At 75.9% G+C, this 25,015-nt stretch carries 20 protein-coding genes and 1 pseudogene; 12 read left to right on the forward strand and 9 right to left on the reverse strand.

Annotated elements, in window-relative coordinates:
* Positions 1-8 precede the first annotated feature (8 nt).
* From FB00_RS12940 to FB00_RS12960, 4 genes are all read left to right on the forward strand, one after another.
* Positions 9-587: a Dps family protein gene (locus FB00_RS12940; protein ID WP_047233342.1), complete on the forward strand. Its 579-nt coding sequence runs from the start codon at positions 9-11 to the stop codon at positions 585-587.
* Between the two features lie 170 nt (positions 588-757).
* Positions 758-1,246, forward strand: a complete 489-nt coding sequence (locus FB00_RS12945; RefSeq protein ID WP_082141279.1) for a VOC family protein — start codon at positions 758-760, stop codon at positions 1,244-1,246.
* Between the two features lie 733 nt (positions 1,247-1,979).
* Positions 1,980-3,428 carry an argininosuccinate synthase gene (gene argG, locus FB00_RS12955; RefSeq protein WP_047233343.1) on the forward strand — a complete coding sequence of 483 codons (1,449 nt, stop codon included), beginning with the start codon at positions 1,980-1,982 and terminating at the stop codon, positions 3,426-3,428.
* Between the two features lie 140 nt (positions 3,429-3,568).
* Positions 3,569-4,225, forward strand: a complete 657-nt coding sequence (locus tag FB00_RS12960; protein ID WP_047233344.1) for a YigZ family protein — start codon at positions 3,569-3,571, stop codon at positions 4,223-4,225.
* Between the two features lie 108 nt (positions 4,226-4,333).
* Here FB00_RS12960 and FB00_RS12965 read toward each other — a convergent pair whose 3' ends face one another.
* Positions 4,334-5,755 carry a UTP--glucose-1-phosphate uridylyltransferase gene (locus tag FB00_RS12965; RefSeq protein ID WP_047233345.1) on the reverse strand — a complete coding sequence of 474 codons (1,422 nt, stop codon included), beginning with the start codon at positions 5,753-5,755 and terminating at the stop codon, positions 4,334-4,336.
* Positions 5,756-5,849: 94 nt separating this feature from the next.
* Here FB00_RS12965 and FB00_RS12970 point away from each other — a divergent pair, with 94 nt between their 5' ends.
* The gene (locus FB00_RS12970) at positions 5,850-7,388 is read left to right on the forward strand and encodes a lipase maturation factor family protein (RefSeq protein WP_047233346.1); all 1,539 of its coding nucleotides are present in this window, start codon (positions 5,850-5,852) and stop codon (positions 7,386-7,388) included.
* A gap of 30 nt (positions 7,389-7,418) precedes the next feature.
* On the opposite strand, the gene FB00_RS12975 is transcribed toward FB00_RS12970, so the two are convergent.
* Together FB00_RS12975 and FB00_RS12980 are read right to left on the reverse strand one after the other, a co-directional pair.
* The gene (locus FB00_RS12975) at positions 7,419-8,039 is read right to left on the reverse strand and encodes an L-threonylcarbamoyladenylate synthase (RefSeq protein WP_047233347.1); all 621 of its coding nucleotides are present in this window, start codon (positions 8,037-8,039) and stop codon (positions 7,419-7,421) included.
* 82 nt (positions 8,040-8,121) lie between these two features.
* Complete coding sequence (locus FB00_RS12980; RefSeq protein WP_047233348.1) at positions 8,122-9,102, reverse strand: threonine ammonia-lyase; 981 nt, start codon at positions 9,100-9,102, stop codon at positions 8,122-8,124.
* Between the two features lie 94 nt (positions 9,103-9,196).
* Here FB00_RS12980 and FB00_RS12985 point away from each other — a divergent pair, with 94 nt between their 5' ends.
* The 3 genes from FB00_RS12985 to FB00_RS12995 are packed head-to-tail and all read left to right on the forward strand — an operon-like array spanning position 9,197 to position 12,132.
* A complete protein-coding gene (locus FB00_RS12985) occupies positions 9,197-10,105 on the forward strand; it encodes a LysR substrate-binding domain-containing protein (protein WP_047233349.1) in 909 nt (302 codons plus the stop codon).
* A 48-nt stretch (positions 10,106-10,153) separates the two neighbouring features.
* A complete protein-coding gene (locus FB00_RS12990) occupies positions 10,154-11,275 on the forward strand; it encodes a Dyp-type peroxidase (RefSeq protein ID WP_231581839.1) in 1,122 nt (373 codons plus the stop codon).
* Positions 11,272-12,132: a family 1 encapsulin nanocompartment shell protein gene (locus FB00_RS12995; protein WP_231581840.1), complete on the forward strand. Its 861-nt coding sequence runs from the start codon at positions 11,272-11,274 to the stop codon at positions 12,130-12,132. The genes FB00_RS12990 and FB00_RS12995 overlap by 4 nt, the downstream gene beginning before the upstream one ends.
* A gap of 43 nt (positions 12,133-12,175) precedes the next feature.
* Here the strand turns inward: FB00_RS12995 and FB00_RS13000 are convergent, their stop codons facing one another.
* A complete protein-coding gene (locus tag FB00_RS13000) occupies positions 12,176-13,030 on the reverse strand; it encodes a UbiA family prenyltransferase (RefSeq protein WP_047233350.1) in 855 nt (284 codons plus the stop codon).
* 107 nt (positions 13,031-13,137) lie between these two features.
* Between FB00_RS13000 and FB00_RS13005 the strand changes: the two genes are divergently transcribed.
* The 4 genes from FB00_RS13005 (at position 13,138) to FB00_RS13020 (ending at position 16,352) form a co-directional block, all read left to right on the forward strand.
* Entirely contained in the window at positions 13,138-14,274 is a 1,137-nt protein-coding gene (locus tag FB00_RS13005) for a type III polyketide synthase (RefSeq protein WP_047233351.1), read from the forward strand.
* A complete protein-coding gene (locus tag FB00_RS13010) occupies positions 14,271-14,816 on the forward strand; it encodes an isoprenylcysteine carboxyl methyltransferase family protein (protein ID WP_047233352.1) in 546 nt (181 codons plus the stop codon). The genes FB00_RS13005 and FB00_RS13010 overlap by 4 nt, the downstream gene beginning before the upstream one ends.
* Positions 14,813-15,904: an NAD(P)/FAD-dependent oxidoreductase gene (locus FB00_RS13015; protein WP_047233353.1), complete on the forward strand. Its 1,092-nt coding sequence runs from the start codon at positions 14,813-14,815 to the stop codon at positions 15,902-15,904. The genes FB00_RS13010 and FB00_RS13015 overlap by 4 nt, the downstream gene beginning before the upstream one ends.
* 85 nt (positions 15,905-15,989) lie before the next feature.
* Positions 15,990-16,352 carry an ACT domain-containing protein gene (locus FB00_RS13020; RefSeq protein WP_047233354.1) on the forward strand — a complete coding sequence of 121 codons (363 nt, stop codon included), beginning with the start codon at positions 15,990-15,992 and terminating at the stop codon, positions 16,350-16,352.
* A 36-nt stretch (positions 16,353-16,388) separates the two neighbouring features.
* On the opposite strand, the gene FB00_RS13025 is transcribed toward FB00_RS13020, so the two are convergent.
* The 5 genes and pseudogenes from FB00_RS13025 to FB00_RS13045 all read right to left on the reverse strand — a co-directional run bounded on the left by FB00_RS13025 (position 16,389) and on the right by FB00_RS13045 (position 24,908).
* Positions 16,389-17,099: a GNAT family N-acetyltransferase gene (locus tag FB00_RS13025; RefSeq protein ID WP_231581841.1), complete on the reverse strand. Its 711-nt coding sequence runs from the start codon at positions 17,097-17,099 to the stop codon at positions 16,389-16,391.
* A pseudogene (locus FB00_RS13030) lies at positions 17,096-19,386 on the reverse strand (penicillin acylase family protein). The gene FB00_RS13025 and the pseudogene FB00_RS13030 overlap by 4 nt, the downstream one beginning before the upstream one ends.
* A gap of 1 nt (position 19,387) precedes the next feature.
* Complete coding sequence (locus FB00_RS13035; RefSeq protein ID WP_082141281.1) at positions 19,388-21,856, reverse strand: GNAT family N-acetyltransferase; 2,469 nt, start codon at positions 21,854-21,856, stop codon at positions 19,388-19,390.
* Complete coding sequence (locus tag FB00_RS13040; RefSeq protein WP_052877653.1) at positions 21,853-23,340, reverse strand: lysine N(6)-hydroxylase/L-ornithine N(5)-oxygenase family protein; 1,488 nt, start codon at positions 23,338-23,340, stop codon at positions 21,853-21,855. The genes FB00_RS13035 and FB00_RS13040 overlap by 4 nt, the downstream gene beginning before the upstream one ends.
* Positions 23,337-24,908: a pyridoxal phosphate-dependent decarboxylase family protein gene (locus tag FB00_RS13045; RefSeq protein ID WP_082141282.1), complete on the reverse strand. Its 1,572-nt coding sequence runs from the start codon at positions 24,906-24,908 to the stop codon at positions 23,337-23,339. The genes FB00_RS13040 and FB00_RS13045 overlap by 4 nt, the downstream gene beginning before the upstream one ends.
* Between the last annotated feature and the right edge of the window lie 107 nt (positions 24,909-25,015).

Below are 25,015 nucleotides of genomic sequence, written 5' to 3' on the forward strand. Positions count from 1 at the left end.
AGGCACCCATGGCCGCTCGCTCCGACCTGCCCAAGTACACCGTCCCGTCGCTCACCCCTGAGGAAGGGGCGAAGGTCGCCGGGATCCTCCAGGAGCGCCTGCACGCGCTCAACGACCTCCAGCTCACGCTCAAGCACATCCACTGGAACGTCGTCGGACCGCACTTCATCGCGGTGCACGAGATGATCGACCCGCAGGTCGACGCCGTCCGCGCGATGGTCGACGCCGTCGCGGAGCGGATCGCGACCCTGGGCGTCTCGCCGAAGGGCACGCCCGGTGCGCTGGTCGCCGAGCGGAGCTGGGAGGACTACTCGCTCGGCCGCGCCTCGACCATCGCCCACCTCGGGGCCCTCGACGAGGTGTACGTCGGGGTCATCACGGCGCACCGCGAGGCCGCGTCCGCGACCGAGGAGCTCGACGACGTGACCAACGACCTGCTCATCGGGCACCTGCACGACCTCGAGCTGTTCCACTGGTTCGTCCGCGCGCACCTCGAGTCGACCGGTGGCGACCTCTCCACCGACGGCGCGCGCACCGAGACCGGTGCCGCTCGCAAGGCCGAGCAGGCGGCCGTCGGCCAGCCCTGACGCCCGCTCCCCCGCTGCTCCGCAGCACAGAGCCGGCCGCACGCCACCGTCCACCCGACGCGGCGTGCGGCCGGCTTTTCCGTGCTGTCTGGTGAGGCCGTGCACGGAGGGCGGGGTGGGTAGGAAGGCTTGGCACACTATTTTTACAGGATGTGACATAGGGTCGCCGGATGAGCGACAACACTCCTCAGCGGCCCGCCGTCCGCCAGCTCCGCCTCGTCGTGGAGGCCGACGACTACGACGCCGCCCTCGCCTTCTACCGCGACGTCCTGGGCCTCCCCGAGCGCATCGCGTACGCCGACGGCGAGGACGACCGGGTGGCGATCCTCGACGTCGGGCACGCGACGCTCGAGATCGCGAACCCGGCCCACAAGCGGGCGATCGACGACGTGGAGGTCGGGCGCCAGGTCGCCGGGCACCTGCGGGTCGCGTTCGAGGTCGACGACGCGCGGGTCGCCACCGGCCGCGCGGTCGAGGCCGGGGCGGAGCTCGTCGCTCCCCCGACCCGCACCCCGTGGGGTTCGCTCAACTCACGCCTCGACGCCCCCGCCGGCCTCCACGTCACCCTGTTCCAGGAGCTCGGCGGCGAGGAGGGCGTCCCGCCCGGCGTCGTCGCCGAGCCCGGGGCCCGCGACGATCCCTCTGCCGGCGGGAGCTGACGCCTCGACCCACGCCCGCCGGACCTGCTCGAAGCGCGTCGGCAGCGGCGCCCGCACGGCGCCGTAGCGGGCGTTCGTCCGGTGCACGAACCGCCGCCACGAGAGTACGAGCCCCTGCTTCGTGATGGGCAGGCCGCTCGACACCGTGACGCCGTTGTCGTGCGTGTGGTGCACCGTGAGCAGCAGCGCGCGCGGCACCGATCCCTCGAGGTCCGCCGCGAGCACCTCCCGCACGGCCATCCAGCGCCGCAGCACCACGACGACGCTCGCGCTGAGCACGTGCTCGCGGACCGTGCGGTGCTTGCCGTGCGTGAGGACGACCCTCCCCTCCCCCGCGCGTGCCGTCGCGGGACCGAGGTCGATCGCGTCCGCGGTGCAGCGCAGGAGGTCGCCGTACCGGGCGCCCGTCGCGCGCGTGAGCCCCGCGATCACGGCGAGCCGCACGGTCTCGGGCTTCGCCGACTCCACCATCGCCTCGGTGGCGAGCGTCCGCCACACCCACTCGGCCTCGTCGAGCGAGACCGTCGGCCGGGGGTACCGAGACGGCGAGGCTGCGGGGGCAGCAGCCGTCTCGTCGGGGCGGTCGGCGGGTGGGACGGTGGCGTCGGTGGTCACGAGGCGAACCTACCCGCTTGGCACACTATTACCACCATCACACGCCGAGAGGGACTCGCAGAGACCTGCTCCATCGCGCGAGATTGAATACCTATGCAGAATCGCGCATACTTTGACCATGTCCAAGGTTCTCACCTCCCTCCCCGTCGGCGAGCGCGTCGGGATCGCGTTCTCCGGCGGCCTCGACACGTCCGTCGCCGTCGCCTGGATGCGCGACAAGGGCGCCGTGCCCTGCACCTACACCGCCGACATCGGCCAGTACGACGAGCCCGACATCGCGTCGGTGCCGGGACGCGCCACCGCGTACGGCGCCGAGGTCGCGCGCCTGGTCGACTGCCGCGCGGCGCTCGTCGAGGAGGGCCTCGCGGCCCTGGCGTGCGGTGCGTTCCACATCCGCTCCGGCGGGCGCGCGTACTTCAACACCACTCCCCTGGGCCGGGCCGTCACCGGCACCCTGCTGGTGCGCGCCATGCACGAGGACGACGTGCAGATCTGGGGCGACGGATCCACCTTCAAGGGGAACGACATCGAGCGGTTCTACCGCTACGGCCTGCTCGCGAACCCGGCCCTGCGCATCTACAAGCCGTGGCTCGACGCCGACTTCGTCGCCGAGCTCGGGGGCCGCAAGGAGATGTCGGAGTGGCTGCTCGCCCACGACCTCCCCTACCGCGACAGCACCGAGAAGGCCTACTCGACGGACGCCAACATCTGGGGCGCGACCCACGAGGCCAAGACGCTCGAGCACCTCGACACCGGCATCGAGACCGTCGAGCCCATCATGGGTGTGCGGTTCTGGGACCCGTCGGTCGAGATCGCGACCGAGGACGTGACGATCGGCTTCGTCCAGGGCCGTCCCGTCACGATCAACGGGCACGAGTTCGAGTCCGCCGTCGACCTGGTGAACGAGGCCAACGCGATCGGCGGCCGCCACGGTCTCGGCATGTCGGACCAGATCGAGAACCGCATCATCGAGGCCAAGAGCCGCGGCATCTACGAGGCACCCGGCATGGCGCTCCTGCACGCCGCGTACGAGCGCCTCGTCAACGCGATCCACAACGAGGACACCCTCGCGCAGTACCACACCGAGGGCCGCCGCCTGGGCCGCCTCATGTACGAGGGCCGCTGGCTCGACCCGCAGGCGCTCATGATCCGCGAGTCCCTCCAGCGCTGGGTCAGCACCGCCGTCACGGGCGAGGTCACGCTGCGCCTGCGCCGCGGCGAGGACTACTCGATCCTCGACACCACCGGGCCCGCGTTCAGCTACCACCCGGACAAGCTCTCGATGGAGCGCACCGAGGACTCCGCGTTCGGCCCGATGGACCGGATCGGCCAGCTCACCATGCGCAACCTCGACATCGCCGACTCGCGCGCCAAGCTCGAGCAGTACGCCGGGATCGGCATCGTCGGCACCGCGCACGCGGCGCTCATCGGGGCAGGCGCCGGGGCGACGACCGAGCTCATCGGCGCGATGCCCGAGGGCGGCGCCGAGGTCATCGCGTCGCGCGGCATGGCCGAGGGCGACGACGCGCTCCTCGACCGGGCCGCCATGGAGTCGGGCACGGACTGACCCGACCCGGGCCACACGCAGCGGGACGACGGCGCACGGCCGCGGAGAGTGGTTCTCCGCGGCCGTGCGTCGCCCTTCCGGCGGCAGGTCGCCGCTCGCCGAGGGCGTGGCGCGTGCCCGTGCGCGGATAGGCTCGCGGGATGAGCACGGGCACCGGTGAGCTGTGGGGAACGATCGCCGGACCGGTCGACCACGAGCTCGTCGTCAAGAAGTCCCGGTTCCTCACGCACCTCTCCCCCGTCGCGTCCGTCGCCGACGCGGACGCCGTGATCGCCCGCGTCCGCAAGGAGCACTGGGACGCGCGGCACCACTGCGTCGCGCTCGTCGTCGGCGCGCACGCCGACCAGCAGCGCTCCACCGACGACGGCGAGCCGTCCGGCACCGCGGGCGTCCCGATGCTCGAGGTGCTGCGGCACCGCCAGGTCACCGACGTCGTCGCCGTCGTCACGCGCTACTTCGGCGGCGTGCTGCTCGGCGCGGGCGGGCTCGTCCGGGCGTACTCCTCCGCGGTGAGCGAGGCGCTCGACGTGGCGCGGCCCGTGCGCCGCGCGGTCCTGACCGAGGTGCGCGTCGACGTCCCCCACGCCGACGCCGGCCGTCTCCACGGCGTCCTGCGCGACTGGGCCGCCCAGCACGACGGCTCGCTCGACGCCGTCGCCTACGGCGCCGAGGCGGAGTTCACCGTCCTCGTCCCGCCCGCCGAGCTGGCCCGGTTCGACGCCGACCTCGCCGCCGCTACCTCGGGCTCCCTGACGGCGCTCCGAGGCACCGACCGCGTCGTCGACCTCCCCGCCTGACCGGTCGTCCGTCACCGTCCAGCGTCGAGCAGGTGGTCGCGGCTCGTCCTGGTCGCCGGACGCGCCGGGATCGCCTGCTCGACCGGCCGGGATCGCCTGGTCGGCAGGTCAGTCGCTGACCCCGTCCGGGCCGACGACGGCGCCGTCGGGGACGCGCGAGGAGCCGCCCGGGTCGGCGAGCTCGGCGTCGCCGGTGACGGTGACGCCGGAGCCGAAGGTCCAGTCGCCGCGGACCGTGAGGGAGCGCGCCGCGCGCAGCGAGGGCGTGCCGTCGTCGAACCGGGCGTCGAACGCGGCGATGGTCTTGTAGTAGGCCGGGTCGAGGTCGACGAGCGGCGCGTCGGTCCGGGCGACGAACCGGTACCGGTCGTCGAGGTCGTAGACGTCGGAGCGCAGGACCAGGAGGTCGTTCGTGGTCTTGACCGGCAGGAAGCGGTCGCGCCCGACCTCGATGGCGAGTGCGCCGTCGAACACCTCGACGGCGGCGCCCATGGCGGACTCGATCTGCACGACCTCGGGCGACGACGGGTCGGTCGGGTCGACCGTCTTGGTGTTCTTGATGAGCGGGAGCTCGAGCACGCCGCCGGTGCGGTCGAGCTCGGCCGCGAGCGCCTCGAGGTCGAACCAGAGGTTGTTGGTGTTGAAGTACCGGTGCCGGCTGATGTCGGCGGCGGCGTCCTGGTCGTCGGCCGGGGTCTGCGCGGTCTCGCGCAGGACGAGGCGTCCGTCGCTGCGGCGCACGACGAGGTGGCCGCCCTTGCGGTCGGCGGGGGTGCGACGGGCGACCTCGGCGGCGAAGGGTGCGCCGCTGGCGGCGAACCAGCCGGCCATGGCGGCGTCGGGTGCGGCGCCGAGGTTGTCGGAGTTGGAGACGCTGGCGTACCGGTAGCCGGCGTCGAGGAGGGCGCGGAGGGCGCCGGAGGCGTAGAGGGCGGTGTAGAGGTCGCCGTGACCGGGCGGGCACCACTCGAGCTCGGGGTCGGCGGGCCAGTCGACGGGGGTGAGGTCGTCGGCGCGGAGCTTGGGCTCGCGGTTCTGGAGGAAGTCGAGCGGGAGGCCGGTGACGGGGAGGTCGTCGTGGGGGGCGAGCGCGGTGAGGGTGTCGTCCTGGGTGCGGAACGAGTTCATGAGGAGCAGGGGCAGGGGTGCTCCGGTGGCGTGCCGGGCGGCGCGGACCTGGGCGACGATGACGTCGAGGAAGGTGAGGGGGCCGCTGTCGGGGCGCTGCGGGTCGGCGTCGCGCACGGTGAGGAGGGACTTGGCGCGGTCCATGCCCATGGAGGTGCCGAGGCCGCCGTTGAGCTTGATGATCGCGGTGCGCTGGAGGGCGTCGCGCGCGGCGTCGTCGGGGACGTCGAGCGCGTCGCGGCGGGTGACGTCGGTGAGGGGCTCGACGTCGGACTCGGGGATCATGCCGGTCGCGCCGGACTCGAGGAGCCGGTAGAAGCGGGTGAAGACGTCGATGGCGGCGGGGGCGACTCCGGCGTCGCGCATGCGGTCGGTGGACTGGGTGAGGCCCTGGCTGCTCATGGCTCGATCGTAGGGGCGGGGACCCGCTCGGGGCAGGGCGGCGGGAGCCTGCCGCGCTCGGGTGAGACGCGGGTCACACGCCTACCGTGGGGGGATGGCGGACGGGTGGCCCGGCCGCGCGGAGACGTGGCTGGGGTCGTGGTTCTGGGCACCGGACTACGACGTGGCGCGCGAGGTGCTCCAGCGGGGCACGGGGGCGGTGCTGGTGGTGGCGTTCGTCGTGGTGGTGCGGCAGTGGCGGCCGCTGCTGGGCGAGCACGGGCTGCTGCCGGTGGGGGTGTTCGTGGCGCGCACGTCGTGGCGGGACGGGCCGAGCGTGCTGCGGCGGTGGTGCTCGGACCGGTTCGTGGTGGGGATGGCGTGGTGCGGCGTCGTGCTCGCGGGGCTGATCGTGGTGGGGGTGCCGCAGCGGGGCCCGTGGTGGGTGACGACGCTCGCGTTCCTGCTGCTGTGGGCGGCGTACCTGTCGGTGGTGAACGTCGGGCAGCGGTTCTACGGGTTCGGGTGGGAGTCGCTGCTGTGCGAGGTGACGTTCCTCGTGGGCTGGCTGGGGTCGTCGGGCGGGGGCGTCGCTCCCCCGGTGCTGGTGCTGCTGGCGGCCCGGTGGTGCCTGTTCCGGGTGGAGCTGGGTGCGGGGCTCATCAAGATCCGCGGCGACCGGGTCTGGCGGGACCTGACGGCGCTGGACTACCACCACGAGACGCAGCCGCTGCCCGGCCCGTTCTCGTGGCATGCGCACCACCTGCCGCGGTGGTGGCACCGGGTGGAGGTGGCGGGCAACCACGTGACGCAGCTCGTGGTGCCGTTCGCGCTGTTCGCGCCGCAGCCGGTGGCGAGCGTCGCGGGAGGCGTCGTGGTGCTCACGCAGGCGTGGCTGCTGGTGACGGGGAACTTCGCGTGGCTGAACTGGCTGACGGTCGTGCTCGGGCTGGGGGTGGTGAGCGACGGCGCGTGGGCGGCGGTGGGGTCGTGGCTGGTGCCGGCGCTCGGGAGCGGCGAGCGGGTGCCCGACGGCGGGGCGGACCTGGGCGGCCCGGCCGCCCTGGTCGTGGCGGTGCTGGGGGTGTCGGCGCTGCTGCTCGCGCTGAGCGTGCGCCCGGCGCGCAACCTGGTCGCGCGTCGGCAGCTCATGAACGCGAGCTTCGAGCCGTTCCGGCTCGTCAACGCGTACGGGGCGTTCGGCTCCGTGTCCCGGCGGCGGGACGAGGTCGTGATCGAGGGATCGACTGCCCGTTCGCCCGGGCCGGACGACTGGGTCGAGTACGCGTTCCGCGGCAAGCCGGGCGAGGTCCACCGGCGACCGCCGCAGGTCGCGCCGTACCACCTGCGGCTCGACTGGCAGATGTGGTTCCTCGCGCTCGGGTCGCCGGGCACACGGTGGTTCGAGGTGCTGCTGCTCCGGCTCCTGGAGGCCGACCGCCCCACCCTGCGCCTGCTCGCCGCGGACCCGTTCGCGGACGACCCCGCCCGCCCGGCTCCGCGGTGGGTGCGGGCCCGCGTCTTCCGCTACCGGTACACGACGCGCGACGAGCGGCGGCGCTCGGGCGACTGGTGGGTGCGCGAGGAGCGCGGCACGCTCGTCGACCCGATCGACCTCGCCCGCCTGCGCCGCCTCGTCGGCCCAGAGGCCTGACGCGGGCCGCCCGCCCGCGTGCGGCCTCCCCTACTCGAAGCGGGAGGGGTCGCCCGCGCCCGTGCGGACGACCTCGGGGGCGCCGTCGGAGAAGTCCACGACCGTCGTCGGCTCGCTCCCCCGCTCGCCGCCGTCGACGACGGCGTCGACGACGTGGTCGAGCTCCTCCTTGATCGCCCACCCGTCGGTGAGCGCCTCCGTCGATCCCGGGAGGATGAGCGAGCTCGACAGGATCGGCTCGCCGAGCGCGGCCACGATGGCCTGGGCGACCGTGTCGTCGGGGATGCGCACACCGACGGTCTTCTTCTTGGGGTGGGCGAGGCGCCGCGGCACCTCGGACGTCGCGCGCAGGATGAACGTGTACGGGCCGGGCGTGGCGGCCTTGATGGAGCGGAACGCGGAGTTGTCGACCATGACGAAGTGGCCGAGCTGCGCGAAGTCCGCGCACACGAGCGTGAAGTGGTGCCGGTCGTCGAGGTGCCGGATCCGGCGGATGCGGTCGGCGCCCTCGCGGTCGTCCATGCGGCAGCCCAGGGCGTAGCCGGAGTCCGTCGGGTAGGCGACGAGCCCACCGTCCTCGAGGAGGGCGACGACCTGCGCGATCGCGCGCGGCTGCGGGTTGTCGGGATGCACGTCGAGGTAGCGGGCCATGTCCCGAGCCTAGGCCCGTCCCCCGCGCGGGCCCGGCGCTCGTGCCCGGCGTGCCGTGTCCGCGACCGCGACACGACCCGAGCTACCCCGGCAGGTGCGCGGCCACCCGGCGCAGCTCCGCCGGGCTCGCGTTGCCGCCCGAGCACACGACGCCGACCCGACGGCCGGCGAACCGCTCCGGGTCGGCGAGCACGGCCGCGAGCGCCGTGGCGCCCGCGCCCTCGGCGACCGTGTGCGCGGCGGTGAGGTAGAGCGCCGCGGCGCGGTCGATCGCGTCGTCGTCGACGAGGACGAAGTCGGCGAGGTGCTCGCGCAGCATCGCCTGGGTGAGGGCGAAGCCGGTGCCGGTCGCCAGCCCCTCGGCCCGCGAGGTGTTGGGCCGCGCGAGGAGGTCTCGGGCGCGCCAGGAGTCGTGCGCGGCCGGCGAGGCGGCGGACTGGACGGCGACCACGTCGAGGTCGGGTGCGAGCGCGTGGGCGACGAGGCATGCGGCCGCGGCGCCGCTGCCCCCGCCGACGGGCACGACGAGCACGTCGAGGTCCGGTGCGCGTTCGAGGAGCTCGAGGTACGCGGTCGCGACGCCGGCGACGAGGAGCGGCTCGTTGGCGGCGCTGACGAGCCGGGACCCGTCGTCGGCCGCGAGCGCCGTGGCGTGCTCGCGCGCGTCGTCGAAGGTGCTGCCGGCGAGGACGAGGCGGGCGCCGAGGTCGCGGACGGCGTCGGCCTTGGTGGGGTTGGGGCTCGTGGGCATGACGATGGTGCAGGGGGCGGCGGCGGTGCGGGCGGCGTAGGCGACGGCCTGTGCGTGGTTGCCGGTGGAGAACGCGGTGACGCCGCGGGCGCGTTCGTCGGGCGTGAGGCGCTGGAGGAGGTTGAGGGCGCCGCGGAGCTTGAACGCGCCGGTGGGCTGGAGGTTCTCGTGCTTGACGACGACGTGGGCGCGGGTGGCGTGGTCGAGGGCGGCGTAGGTGCGCGTCGGGGTGGGGTCGAGGTGTGCGGCGAGGAGGCGGCGGGCGTCGAGGACGTCGCGCATCGTGGGCGGGGCGAGGTCGGCGGGGGCCATGCGTCCACGGTGCCGCGCGCCGTCCCATAGGTCCAATGCCTGTTCTGAGTGGATCGATCGATCGGACCTATGCTTCGTCGGTGAGGAAGTCGAGATGGACCTGACGCGGCTGCGTGTGCTGGCGGCCGTGGCGCGCGAGGGGTCGGTGACGGCGGCGGCGCGGTCGCTGCACTATGCGCAGCCGTCGGTGAGCCACCACCTGGCGCGGCTGGAGGCGGAGGTGGGCGTGCCGCTGCTGGAGCGGCACGGGCGCGGGGTGCGTCTGACGGCGGCCGGGCGGCTCCTCGCCGCGCGGGCGGAGGAGATCCTGGGGCGCGTGGGCGCGGCTCGCGACGAGCTGGACGCGCTGGTGTCGCTCTCGGCAGGCCGGGTGCGCCTGGCGGCGTTCCCGTCGGCGCTGGCGACGCTGGTGCCCGACGTCGTGGCTCGGCTCGCGCGGGACCATCCGGGCCTGGGCGTGGGGCTCGTGGAGGCGGAGCCGCCGGAGGCGCTGGACGCGTTGCGGCGCGGCGCGACGGACGTGGCGCTGGTGTTCGAGCACGACCGCTCCCCCGTGGACGTGGAGGGTCTGCGCGCGGTGCCGGTGCTCGCCGAGGAGCTGTTCCTCGTGCGGGCGGCGGTCGACGCGGCACCCACGGGCGGGGGCGGGAGCGCGCCGGGTGCGGACCCCGTGCTCGACGACCTCGCCCCGCTGGCGGAGGCGGCGTGGATCGCGGGCTGCGAGCGGTGCCGCGCCGACCTGGTGGGCCGGTGCGAGCGGGCGGGCTTCACCCCACGGGTCGCGTTCGAGACGGACGACTACGTCGCGGTCCAGTCCCTCGTGGCGGCCGGGGTCGGGGTCTCGCTCCTGCCGGCCCTGGCGCTGCGCGCCCACCGCGACCCCCGGGTGCGGACGGACGCCCTGCCCGGGGCGGCGCGCCGGGTGCTCGCGGTCACGTACGGGGAGCGGCCCTCCCCCGGTGCGGCGGCCGTCGTCGACGGTCTGGTGCGCGCCGCGGGGTGAGGTCGCGGCGCGGGTGCGCTCCCCGGGCACGCGTGGCACGCTCGCCTCGTGCCGCAGAACACGACCCAGGGGACCGGCGCGAGCATCGCCGTGCCGGCCGACGTGCCCGAGCCGCAGCCCGTGCTGGGCGGGCTCACCGAGTCCGCGGTGTTCCTCGTCGTCAGCGCCACGGGATCGCCCGGGTCGCGTGCCCGCCTGCTGGACGTCGCGGCGTCGGTGAACGACCTCGTGCGCGCGGTCGGGTTCCGCCAGTCGGCCGCGGGGCTGACGTGCGTCGTCGGCCTGGGCGCGGCGTTCTGGGACGCGGTGCGCCCGCCCGGGGCGCCGCGGCCCGAGGGGCTCCACCCGTTCCGGGCCGTGCAGGGCGCCGTGCACGACGCGCCGTCCACCCCCGGCGACGTGCTGTTCCACGTCCGCGCCGACCGGGCCGACCTCACGTTCGAGCTGACCCGGCAGGTCATGGCCGCGCTCGGCGACGCGGTGCGCGTCGACGACCACGTGACGGGCTTCCGCTACTTCGACTCGCGCGACCTGCTCGGCTTCGTCGACGGCACCGAGAACCCGACGGGACGGTCGGCCGCAGGCGCCGCGATCATCGCGGACGGGCCCTTCGCGGGCGGGAGCCACGTCGTGGTGCAGAGGTACGTGCACGACCTCGCGGCGTGGGGCGCGCTGCCCGTCGAGGCGCAGGAGCGCATCATCGGGCGGACCAAGCTCGACGACGTCGAGCTAGCGGACGACGTGCAGCCCCCGGACTCGCACGTCTCGCTCAACACGATCGTCGACGACGACGGCACCGAGCGCGACGTCCTGCGCGACAACATGGCGTTCGGCGACCCGTCCACGGGCGAGTTCGGCACCTACTACATCGCGTACGCCGCGGACGTCGGCGTCGTGGAGCGCATGCTGGACAACATGTTCGTGGGGAACCCGCCGGGCCGGTACGACCACATCCTCGACGTGTCCACGGCGCTGACGGGGACGTCGTTCTTCGTCCCCTCGCTCGACCTGCTCGAGTCCCTGGCCGACGACGCCCCGGACGACCTCGGCCAGGACACGCCCGCCGACCCGGGTCCCGCGACCGCGGAACCCGCCGCACCCCCCGCACCCGCCACCACCGCGCCCGTCGGTTCGCTCGCGATCGGGTCGCTGAAGGGAGAGCCGTCGTGAGCACCTCGGAACCGGACCTGGGCTCGGTCGTCCCCACGAGCGGCGCCGGCGCGCCCGGGGACTCGAACCTGCACCGCTGGCTCGCGCCCGTCACCGACGCGGCGTGGGAGGAGATCGCCGACGAGGCGCGGCGCACGTTCGTGCGCAACGTCGCCGGGCGGCGCGTGGTCGACGTGACGGGCCCGCTCGGCTTCGGCACGGCGTCCGCCCGCACGGGCCACGTCACCGACGTCGAGGCGCCGCACGACGGCATCCGGGCGCGCCTGCGCGACGTCGTGCCGCTCGTCGAGCTCCAGGTGCCGTTCACGGTGTCCCGGCAGGCGGTCGACGACGTCGCGCGAGGCTCCAAGGACTCGGACTGGCAGCCCGTCAAGGACGCGGCCACCGCGCTCGCACGCGCCGAGGACCGCGCCGTGTTCGAGGGGTACGCGGCCGCCGGGATCCGCGGCATCGGTCCCGGGTCGGACAACCCCCCGATCGCGGTCCCCACCGACCCGCGCGACCTGCCGGACGCCGTCGCCGCCGCGCAGACCGAGCTGCGGCTCGCGGGCGTGGAGGGCCCGTACGCGCTCGTGCTCGACGCCGACCTGTACACCGCGGTGTCCGAGACCCGCGACCACGGGTACCCGATCCGCGAGCAGCTCGAGCGCATGGTGCAGCGCGACATCGTGTGGGCGCCCGCGCTGCGCGGCGGCTACCTGCTCACCACGCGCGGCGGGGACCACGAGCTGACGATCGGGCAGGACGTGTCCATCGGCTACCTCGACCACACCGCCGACGAGGTGCGCCTCTACCTGCTCGCCTCGCTCACGTTCCAGACCTACACCGCCGAGGCGTCCGTCCACCTCACGCGCTGACCCGCGTCCCGGGCTCGCGCCGGCCGGCTCCTCCGCCGCCCGCTCAGCCCGGGAGGACGACGGCGGGCGCCGCGAGCACGAGCAGCACGACGCACACGCCCGCCACCGCCATCGACAGCGCGAACGGGGCGCGGCTGCGCGGTCGCACCACGCCCACGACCCCGGCGGCGACCGCGAGCCCGACGGCGGCCCCGCCCAGGGCCGCGCGCGCGGCGTCCGGCGCACCGGGCGGAGCGAGCACGACGAGCACCGCGGCGACGCCGAGCAGCACGGGGGCGAGCACGCTGCTCGCGCGCCGCCCGAGCCGGTGCGGCAGGCCCCGCACCCCGGTCGCGGCGTCGTCCTCGAGGTCCGGCAGCGTGTTCGCGACGTGCGCGCCCACGCCCAGCAGCGCCGCGGCCCCCACCGCCCACGGCGCGGGCCGGCCGTCCCCGGGCGCGGCGAGCACGACGAACACCGCCAGCAGGCCGAAGGAGAGCGCGTACGGGGCCCACGACCACCACGTCGCCTTGAGCAGCGCGTTGTAGGACCACGCGCTCGCGACCGCGACGACGTGCACCAGCCCCGGCACCACGCCCGTCGCGAGCGAGAGCACCACGCACGCGCCGAGGGCCACGAGCGCCGCCGTGCGCAGGGCCGCGGGCGTGACGAGACCGGTCACGACGGGCTTGTCGGCGCGCCCGACCGCGAGGTCGCGGCGCGCGTCGAGCCAGTCGTTGCTCCACCCGACCGAGAGCTGGCCGGCGAGGACCGCGAGCGCGACGAGCGTCGTCGTGCGAGCGCCGGCACCGATCCCGGCCGAGAGCGCGAGCGCGAACGCGGTGACCATCACGGTCGGCGGGAAGTGGCTCGCGACGACGAGCCCCCGCACGAGCCCCCGCGGGCGACCGGTCACCATGGCGGCAACCTAGCCCGCCGGCGGGCCCCGCGCCCGGCACCGGAGCCGTGTCCGCCATCGGCCCCCTCCCCCGCGCGGGCCGACCGGGCCGGTGGGACGATGCGGGCATGTCGCGCGTCGTCGCCGTCGGGACCTCGCTTCCCGACCATGCGTACCGCCAGGACGAGATCTCCCGGGTCACGAGCGAGCTGCTCACCGACGACCCGGTGCGCCGTGCGCTCACGCGCCGCCTGCACGCCCACGCGGGCGTGGAGACCCGTCACCTCGCGCTGCCGATCGAGGACTACGGCGGGCTGTCGTTCGGCTCGGCCAACGACACGTTCCTCGCTCTCGGCACCGACCTCGCGGAGCGCGCCTGCCGGGCCGCGCTCGACGACGCGGGGCTGGGCGCGGACGAGGTGGACCACGTCGTCCTGACGACCGTCACGGGCGTCGGCGCGCCCACGCTCGACGTCCTCGTGGCCGCCCGGCTCGGCCTGCGCACCGACGTGCGACGCACCCCGTCGTTCGGGTGGGGCTGCGCCGGGGGCGCGGCGGGGCTCGCCCGCGCGGACGACCTGCTGCGCGGGCGGCCGCGCGACGTCGCGCTCCTCGTCGCGGTCGAGCTGTGCTCCCTCACGCTGCAGCGCGGCGACCCCTCGACGGCGAACCTCGTCGCGTCGGGCCTGTTCGGCGACGGCGCGGCCGCGGCCGTCCTCGTGGGCGACGAGCACCCGCTCGCGCGGCGCCCCGGCCCGTACGGGCGGGCCGCGCGCGACGGCGGGCGGGCGCGCGGGGCGCGCGTCGTCGACTCCCGCTCGCACCTGCACCCGGGCACGACGGGCGACCTGGGGTGGCGCGTGGGCGACACGGGGTTCGAGATCGTGCTGTCCGCGCGCCTGCCGGAGCTCATCGGGGCGCACCTGCTCGGGGACGTCAAGGCGCTCCTCGCCGAGCACGACCTCGAGCCGGCCGACGTCGGCGCCTGGGTCGTGCACGCGGGCGGCCCGCGCGTCCTGGACGCCGTGCGCGACGCGCTGGGGCTGGCGGAGGAGGACCTCGCGCTGAGCCGTGCCTCGCTGCGCGAGGTCGGGAACCTGTCGTCCGCGTCCGTGCTGCACGTGCTCGCCGCGACGCTCGGACGCGACCGCACGCCGTCCGGCACGCCCGCCGTCCTCATGGCCTTCGGCCCCGGGGTCAGCACCGAGCTCGTGCTCCTGCGCCTCGACGGTCGCGGGGCGCCGCGGTCGGGGGCACGCGGATGAGCCTCGCCTGGTACGTCGTGCTCGTCGGCGCCACCGCCGTCGAGCGGCTCGCGGAGCTGGTCGTGTCCGCGCGCAACGCCCGCTGGTCCTTCGCGCGCGGCGGCGTCGAGTCGGGCCGGGGGCACTTCCCCGCCATGGTCGCCCTGCACACCGGCCTGCTCGTCGCGTGCGTGGCCGAGGCGTGGCTCGCCGACCGGCCGTTCCTGCCCTGGCTGGGCTGGCCCATGCTCGTCCTCGTGCTCGCGAGCCAGGGCCTGCGCTGGTGGTGCATCGCGACGCTCGGCCCACGGTGGAACACGCGCGTCATCGTCGTGCCCGGGCTCCCGCTCGTGGCGCGGGGCCCGTACCGGTGGCTGCGCCACCCCAACTACGTCGCGGTCGTCGTCGAGGGCGTCGCCCTCCCCCTGGTGCACTCGTGCTGGGTCACGGCGCTCGCCTTCACCGTCCTCAACGCCGTGCTCCTGGCGCGGTTCCGCATCCCCGCCGAGGAGCGCGCGCTCGCGCTCGCCACCGCGGGCGGGCCCCGCCCGGCGTCGTCGTGACCGTCGCGCGCACCGACGTGCTCGTCGTCGGCGGCGGGCCCGTCGGGCTCGCCGCCGCGCTGCACGCCCGCCGGGCCGGGTACGACGTCGTCGTGGTCGACCGCCGCGCGGGCGTCATCGACAAGGCGTGCGGCGAGGGGCTGCTGCCCGGCGCGCTCGCCGCGGTGCTCGACCTCGGCGTCGACCCGCCCGGGCACCGGCTCGCGGGCATCAGCTACCGCGACGCCGAGCGCCACGCCGACCACCCGTTCGCCGCCGGGCCGGGACGCGGCGTGCGGCGCACCGCCCTGCACGCGGCGCTGCGCCAACGCGCGCTCGCGGAGGGCGTGACGATCGAGCACGCGACCCTGCGCGCGCTGCACCAGGACGAGCGCGGGGTGGAGGTCGCGCTCGACGCCGCGCGCGCCGAGGGCGGGGCACGCTCGGTCGTGCGTGCCGGCTGGGTGCTCGGCTGCGACGGTCTCCACTCCACCGTCCGGCGCCTCACCGGGCTCGATGCGACGCCGCGCGGGCGCGCCCGGTTCGGGCTGCGCACCCACTACTCCGTCGCCCCCTGGAGCGACCTCGTCGAGGTGCACTGGGCCCCGCACGCCGAGGCGTACGTGACCCCGGTGGGTCCCGACGTCGTCGGCGTCGCCGTGCTCACCCATCGCGCCCCCGCGAGCCGGGAGACGGGCTCCGGGCCCCGGAGCGGTGCCACCACGGGGCTGGACGCCTTTCCTGAGCTCGCGCAGCACCTGCGCGGCGCACCGGTGCTGGGCCGCGTGCGCGGGGCCGGGCCGCTGCGTCAGCGGGCCCGACGGCGCACGGCCGGGCGCGTGCGCCTCGTCGGCGACGCGTCCGGGTACGTCGACGCGCTCACGGGCGAGGGCGTGCGCGTCGGGCTCGCCCAGGCCGACGCCGTCGTGCGCCACCTCGACGACGCCGCGGCCTACGAGCGGGCGTGGGTCCGCGCGACGCGCGACTACCGCGTCCTGACCACGGGCCTGCTCGCCTGGGCGGGCAGCCCCGCCCGCGGCGCGATCGTGCCCGCCGCGAGCGCCGCCCCGTGGCTGTACGGGGCGGTCGTCGAACGCCTCGCCCGCTGACCCGCTGCTCCCGCCCGGAGCGTGTCGCGCCCGGGGACCGCTGGGAGCCGACGTCGTGTGGGTGCGGGCGGCTACGGTGCCGCCCATGACCTCGCTCGACCTGCACGTCGTCCCCGACCGCTTCCTCCTCGGGCACGTCCCGGGTGCCACGTTCCCCGAGGACGACGAGTGGGTGGCGCTCGTGCGCGCCCCGGAGGGGCTCACGGTCGTGCGGCACGCGTCGCCGTTCGACGAGGCCGAGCGGTGGGCCGGGTTCTACGGCTCGGCCCACGGGCTGGAGACGACGGGCGTCCTCGCGTCCGTCGTCGGCCCGCTCGCCGAGGCGGGCATCCCCGTCTTCGTCGCGTCCACGTTCCACGCCGACCTCGTGCTCGTGCCCGAGGCGCGCCTCGACCCGGCGACGCGCGCGCTGCGCGACGCCGGGCACGCCGTCGCCGGCCCCCGCTGAGGCCCGCGCCGGTCCCCGCTGAAGCCAGGGCGTGCGTCAGTCGCGCGTCACCGCCGCGGCAGCGGCGAGGAGGTCGCGCGCGCGCTCGCGGGTGAGGAACGCCAGCACCGCGTCCTTCTCCCCCACGCGCACGCGGTCGGCGACCTCGAAGCCGAGCGCGCGCATCCGGGCGTGGGCGCGCGCGTTCGCCGCGTCCGGCTCGACGACGACGCGGTCCACGCGCGCGTCGGCGAAGCAGAACGCGACGAGCAGCGGGCCGACCGCGCCCCACAGGTCCACGCCCCGGGGCCCGCGCGCCCCGAGCAGGAAGTGCGCGCCGACGTCGCCCGGCCGCACCGGGTACGCCTCGCCGACCGGGTCGTGCTCCGGCTCGTACGTCTGGAGCAGCGCCACGGGCGCGTCGTCCCACCGCACGAGGAACGCGTGGTGCGTGGGCAGCGAGCCGACGTACGCGTACAGGTCGCGCAGCTCCGCCCGGGACAGCTCCGCGAGCCCCCAGAAGCGCGCCCACGGCCGGGTCACCCAGTCGTGCAGCACGTCGAGGTCGGCAACGGGGTCGAGCACGCGCAGCGTCAGCCGGCCACCGGACGGGGCCTCGTGCGTCACCAGGAGCTCGCCCGGCACCCCCGTCAGCAGCCGCCTGCTTGCGAGGGGAGCGACGTCGGCAGCGGGCGCGGGGAGGTCGGCCTCGTCACCCGGTCCGGTCGGCACGTCGGGGCGGGTCGCGGTCCTCGCGGGGGTCGTCAACGGGTCTCCTCGTGGCGCAGCAGGGTCCAGTCGGTCACGACCGGGACGGTCTCGGCGTCGGCCCATGCGGCGAGCTGGTCGGCGAAGTGTGGCGAGCGCGGGTCCCCGCTCGCGCCGAACGGCACGCCCCACCGGCTCGCGCCGCGGTCGTCCAGGTCCCACACCCACCGCGCGACCGACCCACGCACGCACACGTCGCTGATCCCGGGCACGCTCGCGGTGCAGCGCACGGTGTCCGTGTCCCCGGCGAGCGGCAGCGACGGCACGCGCGGCGCCGCGGCGCCCGGCACGTCCAGGAGCACGTGCAGGCCGAGCACCCGGTGGGTGTCGCCCCACACGGGCGCGGCCCCCGTCGGCCTCGGGTCTCTCGTGTCGTGGTCGTCCGCGTCCCCGAGCCCGCGGACCACCTCGCCCAGCGCGCCCCACGCCTCGCCCGCACCGTCGATCCCCAGCCAGTCAGCACCGAGCAGTGCTGGCAGGGCGTCCGCGACGCGCGCCGTGACCGAGAGCCACGGGGTGAAGACCGGGTCGAGCCCGTGCGGCACGTGCAGGGGCGCGAGCGCCGGGTGCGCGGCGACCCGGCGCGCGAGCGCAGCGCGCCACGCGGCGAACAGGGCCGCGTCGGCGCTGTCGGAGTCCATGCGGCGGTCCCACGCGCGCAGGCGGTGGGCCGCCCGGACCGACCGGAGGTCGCGCCCGTCCGCGGACCTACCGACGGCCCCGGGGGTGCGCTCGCCACCGGCCTCTTCGCCCGAGGGCCCGGAGCCCGCGGTCTGGTCGAGCCAGCGCAGCAGCTCGTCCGCGGCGCCGAGCCGCGTGTCCGCGTGCACGCGCGACTGGTCCGCGGCCGTCCCGTCGCCACCGGCCGCGTCGAGCAGCGCGCGGATGCGCCGCGCGCGGTGGGGTGGTGCGTAGGTGTGGCCGAGGTCGATCTCCGGGCGCGCGGGGCGCTCGTTCGCGTCGACCGCGACGTCCTCCACGACCACGGGACCGGGCGGGACGACCCAGGGGCGGGCGCGCGCGGCGTCGGACCACGCCGGCAGCGGCAGGGTCCGGTCCGCCACGTCCCGGTGCGGCACGCGGCCGGCGGTGACCGACAGCACCGTGTCCCGGTCCGCCGCCAGGACGCGGTCCACCGGGTCGACCCACGTCGCGAACGCGTCCGTGACGTCGCGCGCCGAGCGGGCGCGCAACAGTCGCCGCCACGCGGCGACGCCGAGGTCGGCGTCGACGCGCGCGGGCAGGCGGACCGCGAACGTGCGGTCGGGCTCGTCCGGGCCGCCGGTCACGACGACGCCGCGCGCCGTCTCGACCGTCTCCACCCGGTGCTCCACGGGCCCGCCGGCGGCGCGCACGCGCACGGTCGCGACGACGACGTCCGCGCGCTCCGGCCCGTCCGGCCCGAGCGACTCCACCCCGCCGTCGGCGGTCCGTCGCAGCCGCTCGGCGACGACGTCGACGTGGTGCGCCATCGCGTTCGTCACGCCCCAGGCCGCGGCCCCGGCGTGGCCGAAGTGCGGGAGCCCGGGCACGCCCGGGAACGCGAGACCCACGACGTCGAAGTCGTCGCACGCGAGCCGCACCTGCTGGTAGACCCCAGGCAGCTCGAGCAGGCGGTGCGGGTCGCCCGCGAGGAGCGGCGCCCCGCTCCGGGTTCGCCCGCCCGCGAGCGCCACGCGTTCGACCCCGAGCCGGGGCCGCCGTCCACGGCGAGCAGGTCGAGCACGTCGGTGAGCGGCACGTCGGGCCGCGACCGTGCGACGGCGGACCCGAGCGTGCGGGCGACGTGGTCGCGCCACAGCACGTGCGGGAAGCCGGAGAAGAGGACGTGCGCGACGAGGAACACGCCGAGCGGCGCCCACTCGGGCCACGGCTCGTGCGGCGGCAGGTCGCCCCCGCCGGGCCGTCCCGGGTCGGCGAGCGCGTGCAGCTCAGGCACGTCGCGCCCCCGCGCCAGGCCCTCGTTGACGCCCGCGGTGTACGCGTCGACCCAGGCGCGGTCGTCGTCCCCGAGCGCCGCGTAGGCGCGGCGCGCGGTGTCGGCGAGGCGCACGCGGTGGGCGAACCGGTCCCAGGCGAGGCCGGGCTCGCCGAGGCGCTCGGCGAGACGGCTCTCGGCGCGCCACCGGTCGACCTCGATCTGCCAACCGCGGTCGAGCGCGGTGACGTACCCCTGGCCGCGCGCGAGGGAGAGCTCGTCGGCGGCGCGCAGGTGCGGCACGCCCCAGGCGTCGCGGTGCACGGTGAACCCGCCGGGCGGGACGACCGGCACCCCCGGAGCGCCCACGTCAGGCGTCCCGTGCGGCGGGGTTGGCGAGGGTGCCCGCGTACAGGAGGGACGCGGACTGGTCGGCGAGGTCGACCATCTGGAGCGTGTTGCGCAGCTGGAGCCGGTTGAGGCACGAGTGCGCGAACCGGGGTGCGCGCAGGTCGACGCCGCTGCGCAGGTCCGGGTGGTCGGCGCGGTGGGCGTCGAGGCACTCGGTGACGAGGCGCCAGAACCGGTCCTCGGGCAGCACCCCGTCCCCGGCGAGGATCGCGGCGAGGTGGCGCAGGACGCCGTCGTAGACGTCGGTGAAGACCGCGAGCGCCTTCTCCTCGTCGTCGACGACGGCGCGCACGCGCTCGACCCCGGGCGGGAGCGGCGCGTCCCCGAGGACGGCGACCTCCTCGCCGACGTCCTTCATGACCGCGCGGACGACGACGTGGTCGCGCAGGACGAGGATGAGGTTCTCCCCGTGCGGCATGAACGCGAGGTCGTGCGCGAGCAGGGCGTGGGCGAGGGGCCGCAGGTAGGCGTCGAGGTAGGCGCGCACCCAGTCGGCGGGGTCGAGCCCGGAGGCCCGCACGAGCGCGGTCGCGTGGGCGGCGCCGTCGGGGTCGCGGTGCAGGAGCGAGGCCATGGTGGCCAGGCGCTCCCCGGGTGCGGTGCGCGGCACGGGGCTCTCGCGCCACAGCGCGGCGAGCATCTTGCGGTGCGCGGACGGGGTCGTGGTGCGGTGGTAGACGTCGCCGGTGTACCCGATCGAGGCGAGCTCGCGCAGCACGGTGAAGCCACGCCCGCCGAGCTCCGGGTCGGCGGCGACGAGGTCGGCCACCCAGTCGTTGATCGCCGGGGTGTCGCGCATGTAGGCGGGCGACAGCCCGCGCAGGAACCCCATGTTCTGGATCGCGAGCGCGACCTTGACGTAGTGGCGGCGGGGCCGGGTGAGGTTGAACAGCGTCCGGATCGACTGCTGCGGCTGGTACTCGTCGGCTCCCTGGCCGACCGGGACGAGATCGCCGCGCGCGACGTCGGCGGCGAACGTGATGGGGACGCGGTGCTCCCACTGCCACGGGTGCACGGGCAGGTAGAGGTAGTCGGCCGGGTCGAGGCCGCGCGCGGCGAGCCGGTCGGCGAACGCGGCGCGCTCGTCGGGCGTGAGCTCGGCCCCGTAGTGCGTCTCCTCGTCGAGCCCCGCTCCCAGCGCGAGGTGCGTGTGCGCGCGCCGTGCGGCGAGCCACACGAGGCGCACGCGCCCGCCGTTCTCGGGCGCGTACGCCCGGTACTCCGCGAGACCGAACCCGATGCGCCCGTTGTTGGCGACGAACCCCGGGTGCCCCTCGGTCATCGCGGCCTCGACCTCCTGGAAGGAGGCGCCCAGCAGGTCGACGGCGCTCGGGCCGCCGGTGCGCTCGTAGCGCTCGGTCTTGGCGGTCGCGCTCGCGAGCGTCGACGACACCTCCTCGAGGTAGGTGGCGAGCAGGTCGTCGGGGATGTGGAGGTCGGGCTGGAGCTCGACGACGAGGTCGAGCGCGTCGACGGGCAGGTCGCGCGGCGTGCCCACCGGCCCCGGGGGCACGGCGGTGCGGCGGATCGACGCCTCGTCGAGCACCCAGTGCTCCAGCGCGTAGCGGCGTGCGACGAAGCGGTACTCGACGGCGCCGCCCGCGACGGGCAGCACGTACTCGCCGGGGCCGTTCGCCTCGACCGGCCCGACCTCGGCGCGCGGCGCGAGCAGGCGCTCGTGCGTGAGCTCGGCGATCGCCTTGGCGACGAGGTGGCGGTGCGCGCGGTCGGCCAGGTCGGGCCGCAGGTGCGGGGCGAGGTCCACGCCGTCGCCCAGCGGGCTCGCGTCCAGGTCGGCGCGGGTCGCGACCGCGAGGTGCGCCGTCTTGCCCGGCAGCTCGAGCTCGCGCAGCACGCGGAACCCGGCCGCGGCGTTCTTCGCCGCGATCGCGGCGTTGCGCACGTCCGGCTCGACGACGACGCGCCGCCCCCCGCGCCCGGCGGGGTCGAGGCAGAACCGCACGACGGCGCCCATCACCGCGGACGTGAACCCGCTGCGCGCGGGTCCCGCGGGCGGCGCGACGAGCAGGTGCATCCCCACGTCGCCCGGCTCGAGGAGCGCGACGGCGGCGGGGACGTCGGCGAGCGTGACGCGCGCCGGGTCGTAGGTCTCGGCGAGGAACGCGGGCTCGCCGTCGACGCGCCCGAGCCACGCGTCCTGGTGCGGGTCGGCGGCGACCTCGGCGAGGTAGGTGCGCACGCCGTCCACGTCGAGGTGGCCGAGCTGCCAGAACGCCGAGCGCGGGTGGGCGAGCCAGCCCTGCACGAGCGCGGCGTCGCGCGCCGGGTCGACGGCGTCGAGCGAGACGTCCGCTCGGCCCGCGCCGAGGCGGACCCGCACCGCGAACGCGGGGTCCGGGGTCGCGGCCGGGGCGCCGTCGCCCGTCGGGACCGCGGACGGCGGCGGGGTGGTGGTCACCGTGCTCATCGGGCCTCCCCTCCTGCGCGCTCGCCGGCGGGCAGGGGCACGCCCGCAGGGTGCGTGGCGGCAGACGTGGCCGCGTCGTCGGGCAGGCCGAACGTCTGGAAGGCGATGCGCTCCTCCACCGGGTACACCTCGCGCCCCGTGACGGTGCGCAGCACCACGGCGTTGCGCCACGCGGCGAACCCGAGGTCCGGCGCGGTGATGCCGTGCGTGTGCTCCTCGCCGTTGAGCACGTGCACGCGGCGCGCGTCGTCGACCGTGTAGTCGCGCGCGACGTCGAACCGCCCGAGCTCGTCGAACCGGAGCAGGTGGCGCACGGGGTCGAGGAACGCGGGCACCGCCGCGGCGTAGCCCGTCGCGGCGACGAGCGCGCGCGTGCGGCGCTCGACCTCGACGCCGAGCTGGGCGTGGCGCAGGCGCAGCACGTACTCCCCCGCCGCACCGGCCCCCGGCTCGTAGCGCGCGGCCACGACCTCGGTGTCCGTGAGCAGCGTCGTCGGCACCGGGTGGTCCAGGCTCAGCCGGTACAGGGCGTCGTAGATCTCGTCCACGAGGTCGCCGCTGATCCCCTTGTACAGGCCGCGCTGCTCGCGACCGAGGAGCTGGCGCAGCTCGAGCGGCAACGCGTGGAAGTGGTCGGTGTACTCCGGCGACGTCATCTCGAGCGTGAGCTTGGTGTACTCCATGGGGAAGAAGCGCGGCGAGCGCGTCACCCAGTCCAGCCGGTACCCGGGGCCGTGCGCGCCGCCGTGCACGCCGTCGAGCAGGTCGCGGTACACCTCGGCGGCCGACTGGCCGCTGCCGACGACCGTGACCGACCCGGAGGCGGCGAGCGCGTCGCGGTGCGGCAGGTACTGGGCGCTGTGCACGACCGGCCCGGCACCCTGGTGCTCGCCGCGCGCGACCTCGTCCGCGAGCGCCCGCAGCGCGGGCGGCAGCACCGGGGCGGTGCCGACGCCGAGCACGAGGTGACGACCCCGGTGCTCCTCGGTACCCGTGACGGCGCCGTCCGCGTCGAGGACCTCGGCCCGCACGACGAACGCGTCGGCGACCGCGTCGTGCTCGACGGCGACGACGCGCCGCGACCAGCGCAGCGAGGTCAGCCGCGCCGCGACCCAGCGGCAGTAGGCGTCGTACTCGGCGCGCAGCGGGTAGAACGACTCGCGGATGTAGAACGGGTAGAGCCGGCCCGTGGCCTTGAGGAACGCGAGGAACGAGTACGGCGACGTGGGGTCGGCCATGGTGACGAGGTCCGCGAGGAACGGGACCTGGATCGTCGCGCCCTCGATCATCATGCCGGGGTGCCAGCGGAACTCCGGCGCGGCGTCGAGGAAGACGGCGTCGACGTCGTCGAGCGGCGCGGACAGCGCGGCGAGGCCGAGGTTGAACGGCCCGATGCCCACCCCGACGACGTCCCGCACGCGGGCAGGGTCGTGGCTCGCGGCGTCGTGGTTCACCGGGTCGTGGCTCACGGTCGCGGCGCTCATCGGGCCACCGCCCCGACCGTCGCGAGCGAGGCGACCAGGTCCGCGGCGTGCGCGTCGTCGCCGTCCTCGTCGCCCAGCAGCGCGTCGCGCTCGACGAGCGCCTGCGCGGTCGTGCGCACGAGGTCGAGCATGTGGCGCACGTCGGCGAGGGTGACCGTCGGGTTGAGGAGCGTGAGCTTGAGGCACGGGACGCCGTCGAGCACGGTCTTGGCGACGATCGCGCGCCCCGACTCGAAGAGCACGCGCCGCACGAGCGGGACGAGCCGGTCGGCGTGCTCCGCGGACAGGCCCGGCGGCTCGTAGCGGAACAGGACCGTGGAGAGGTCGGTGCGCCCGAGCACGCGCAGGTCGGGGTCGTGGGCGAGGTCGGCGTGCACCGCCGGGGCGAGGTCGCACACCGCGTCGACCATCGCACCGATCCCGTCGGGGCCGAGCGCGCGCAGCGTCGCCCAGAGCTTGAGCGCGTCGAAGCGCCGGGTCGTCTGGAGCGACACGTCGACCTGGTTGGGCTCGGCGTTCTCGCGCGGGTTGAGGTAGTCCGCGTGGTGGGCGACGCGTTCCAGGTCGGCGCGGTCGCGCACGATCAGGGCGCTCGCGGACACGGGCTGGAAGAAGGCCTTGTGGTAGTCGACGGTCACCGACCGCGACCGCTCGATCCCGTCGAGCAGGTGCCGGCGCGTCGGGGACACGAGCAGCCCGCAGCCGTACGCGGCGTCGACGTGCAGCCACACGTCCGTCGCGTCGCACACGTCCGCGACCGCCGCGAGGGGGTCCACGCAGCCGCGGTCGGTCGTGCCCGCGGTCGCGACGACCGCCATGACGAGGTCGCCCGCCGCGCGCACCGCGCCGATCGCCGCCGCGAGCGCCACGGGGTCGAGGCGGCCGTCGGCGTCGGACGCGACGTGGACCACGGCGTCGTCGGCCAGGCCGAGCAGGAGGGCCGAGCGGGCCACGCTGAAGTGGCTCGACGCGGCCGCGAGGACGCGCAGGCGCGGCAGCACGGCCGACCGCCCGGGTCCGCCCGCGCGGGCCGCGCGCTCGACGGCGCGTTCCCGGGCGAGGAAGAGCGCGTGCAGGTTGGACTGCGTGCCTCCGGAGGTGAGCACGCCGTCGCCGGCGGCGTACCCGACCCGGCGCGCGGTCCACGCGACGACGCGGCGCTCCATGAGGGTCGCCACCGTCGACTGGTCGAACGTGTCGACGGACGTGTTGATCGCCGCGAGCATCGCCTCGGCGCCGACGGCGGGCAGCGCGACCGGGCAGTTGAGGTGGGCGGCGTACGCGGGGTCGTGGAACCACACGGCGTGGGTCGCGTAGAGGTCGGCTGCCTCGCGCAGCGCGGCGTCGGTGCCGAGGCCCGGGGCGTCGAGGTCGACCGCGTCGACGAGCTCCGCGAGGTGGGCGCGGCTCGCGCCCGACCAGGGCTGGGTGACCGCGGCCGCGCGCGCCGCGACGTCGTCGACGACGGCGTGCAGGGTGCTCGCGTAGTCGCCCGCGGTCGCGCCCGTGAGCAGGGCCGGGGCGGTCGAGGTACCGTGCGCGGGCGCGACGGATCGTGCTGAGAGCATGCGAGGCTCCAAGTACGGGGAGAGGACCGCCACGGATCGCAGCGGGACAACCTGAGGTTTGCCTTGCCTAACCTAGCGCAGCGACGGCGATCGTCAAGAGTGACCTG

It is taken from the genome of Cellulosimicrobium funkei (assembly GCF_001019615.1).
Taxonomy (GTDB): domain Bacteria; phylum Actinomycetota; class Actinomycetes; order Actinomycetales; family Cellulomonadaceae; genus Cellulosimicrobium; species Cellulosimicrobium cellulans_E.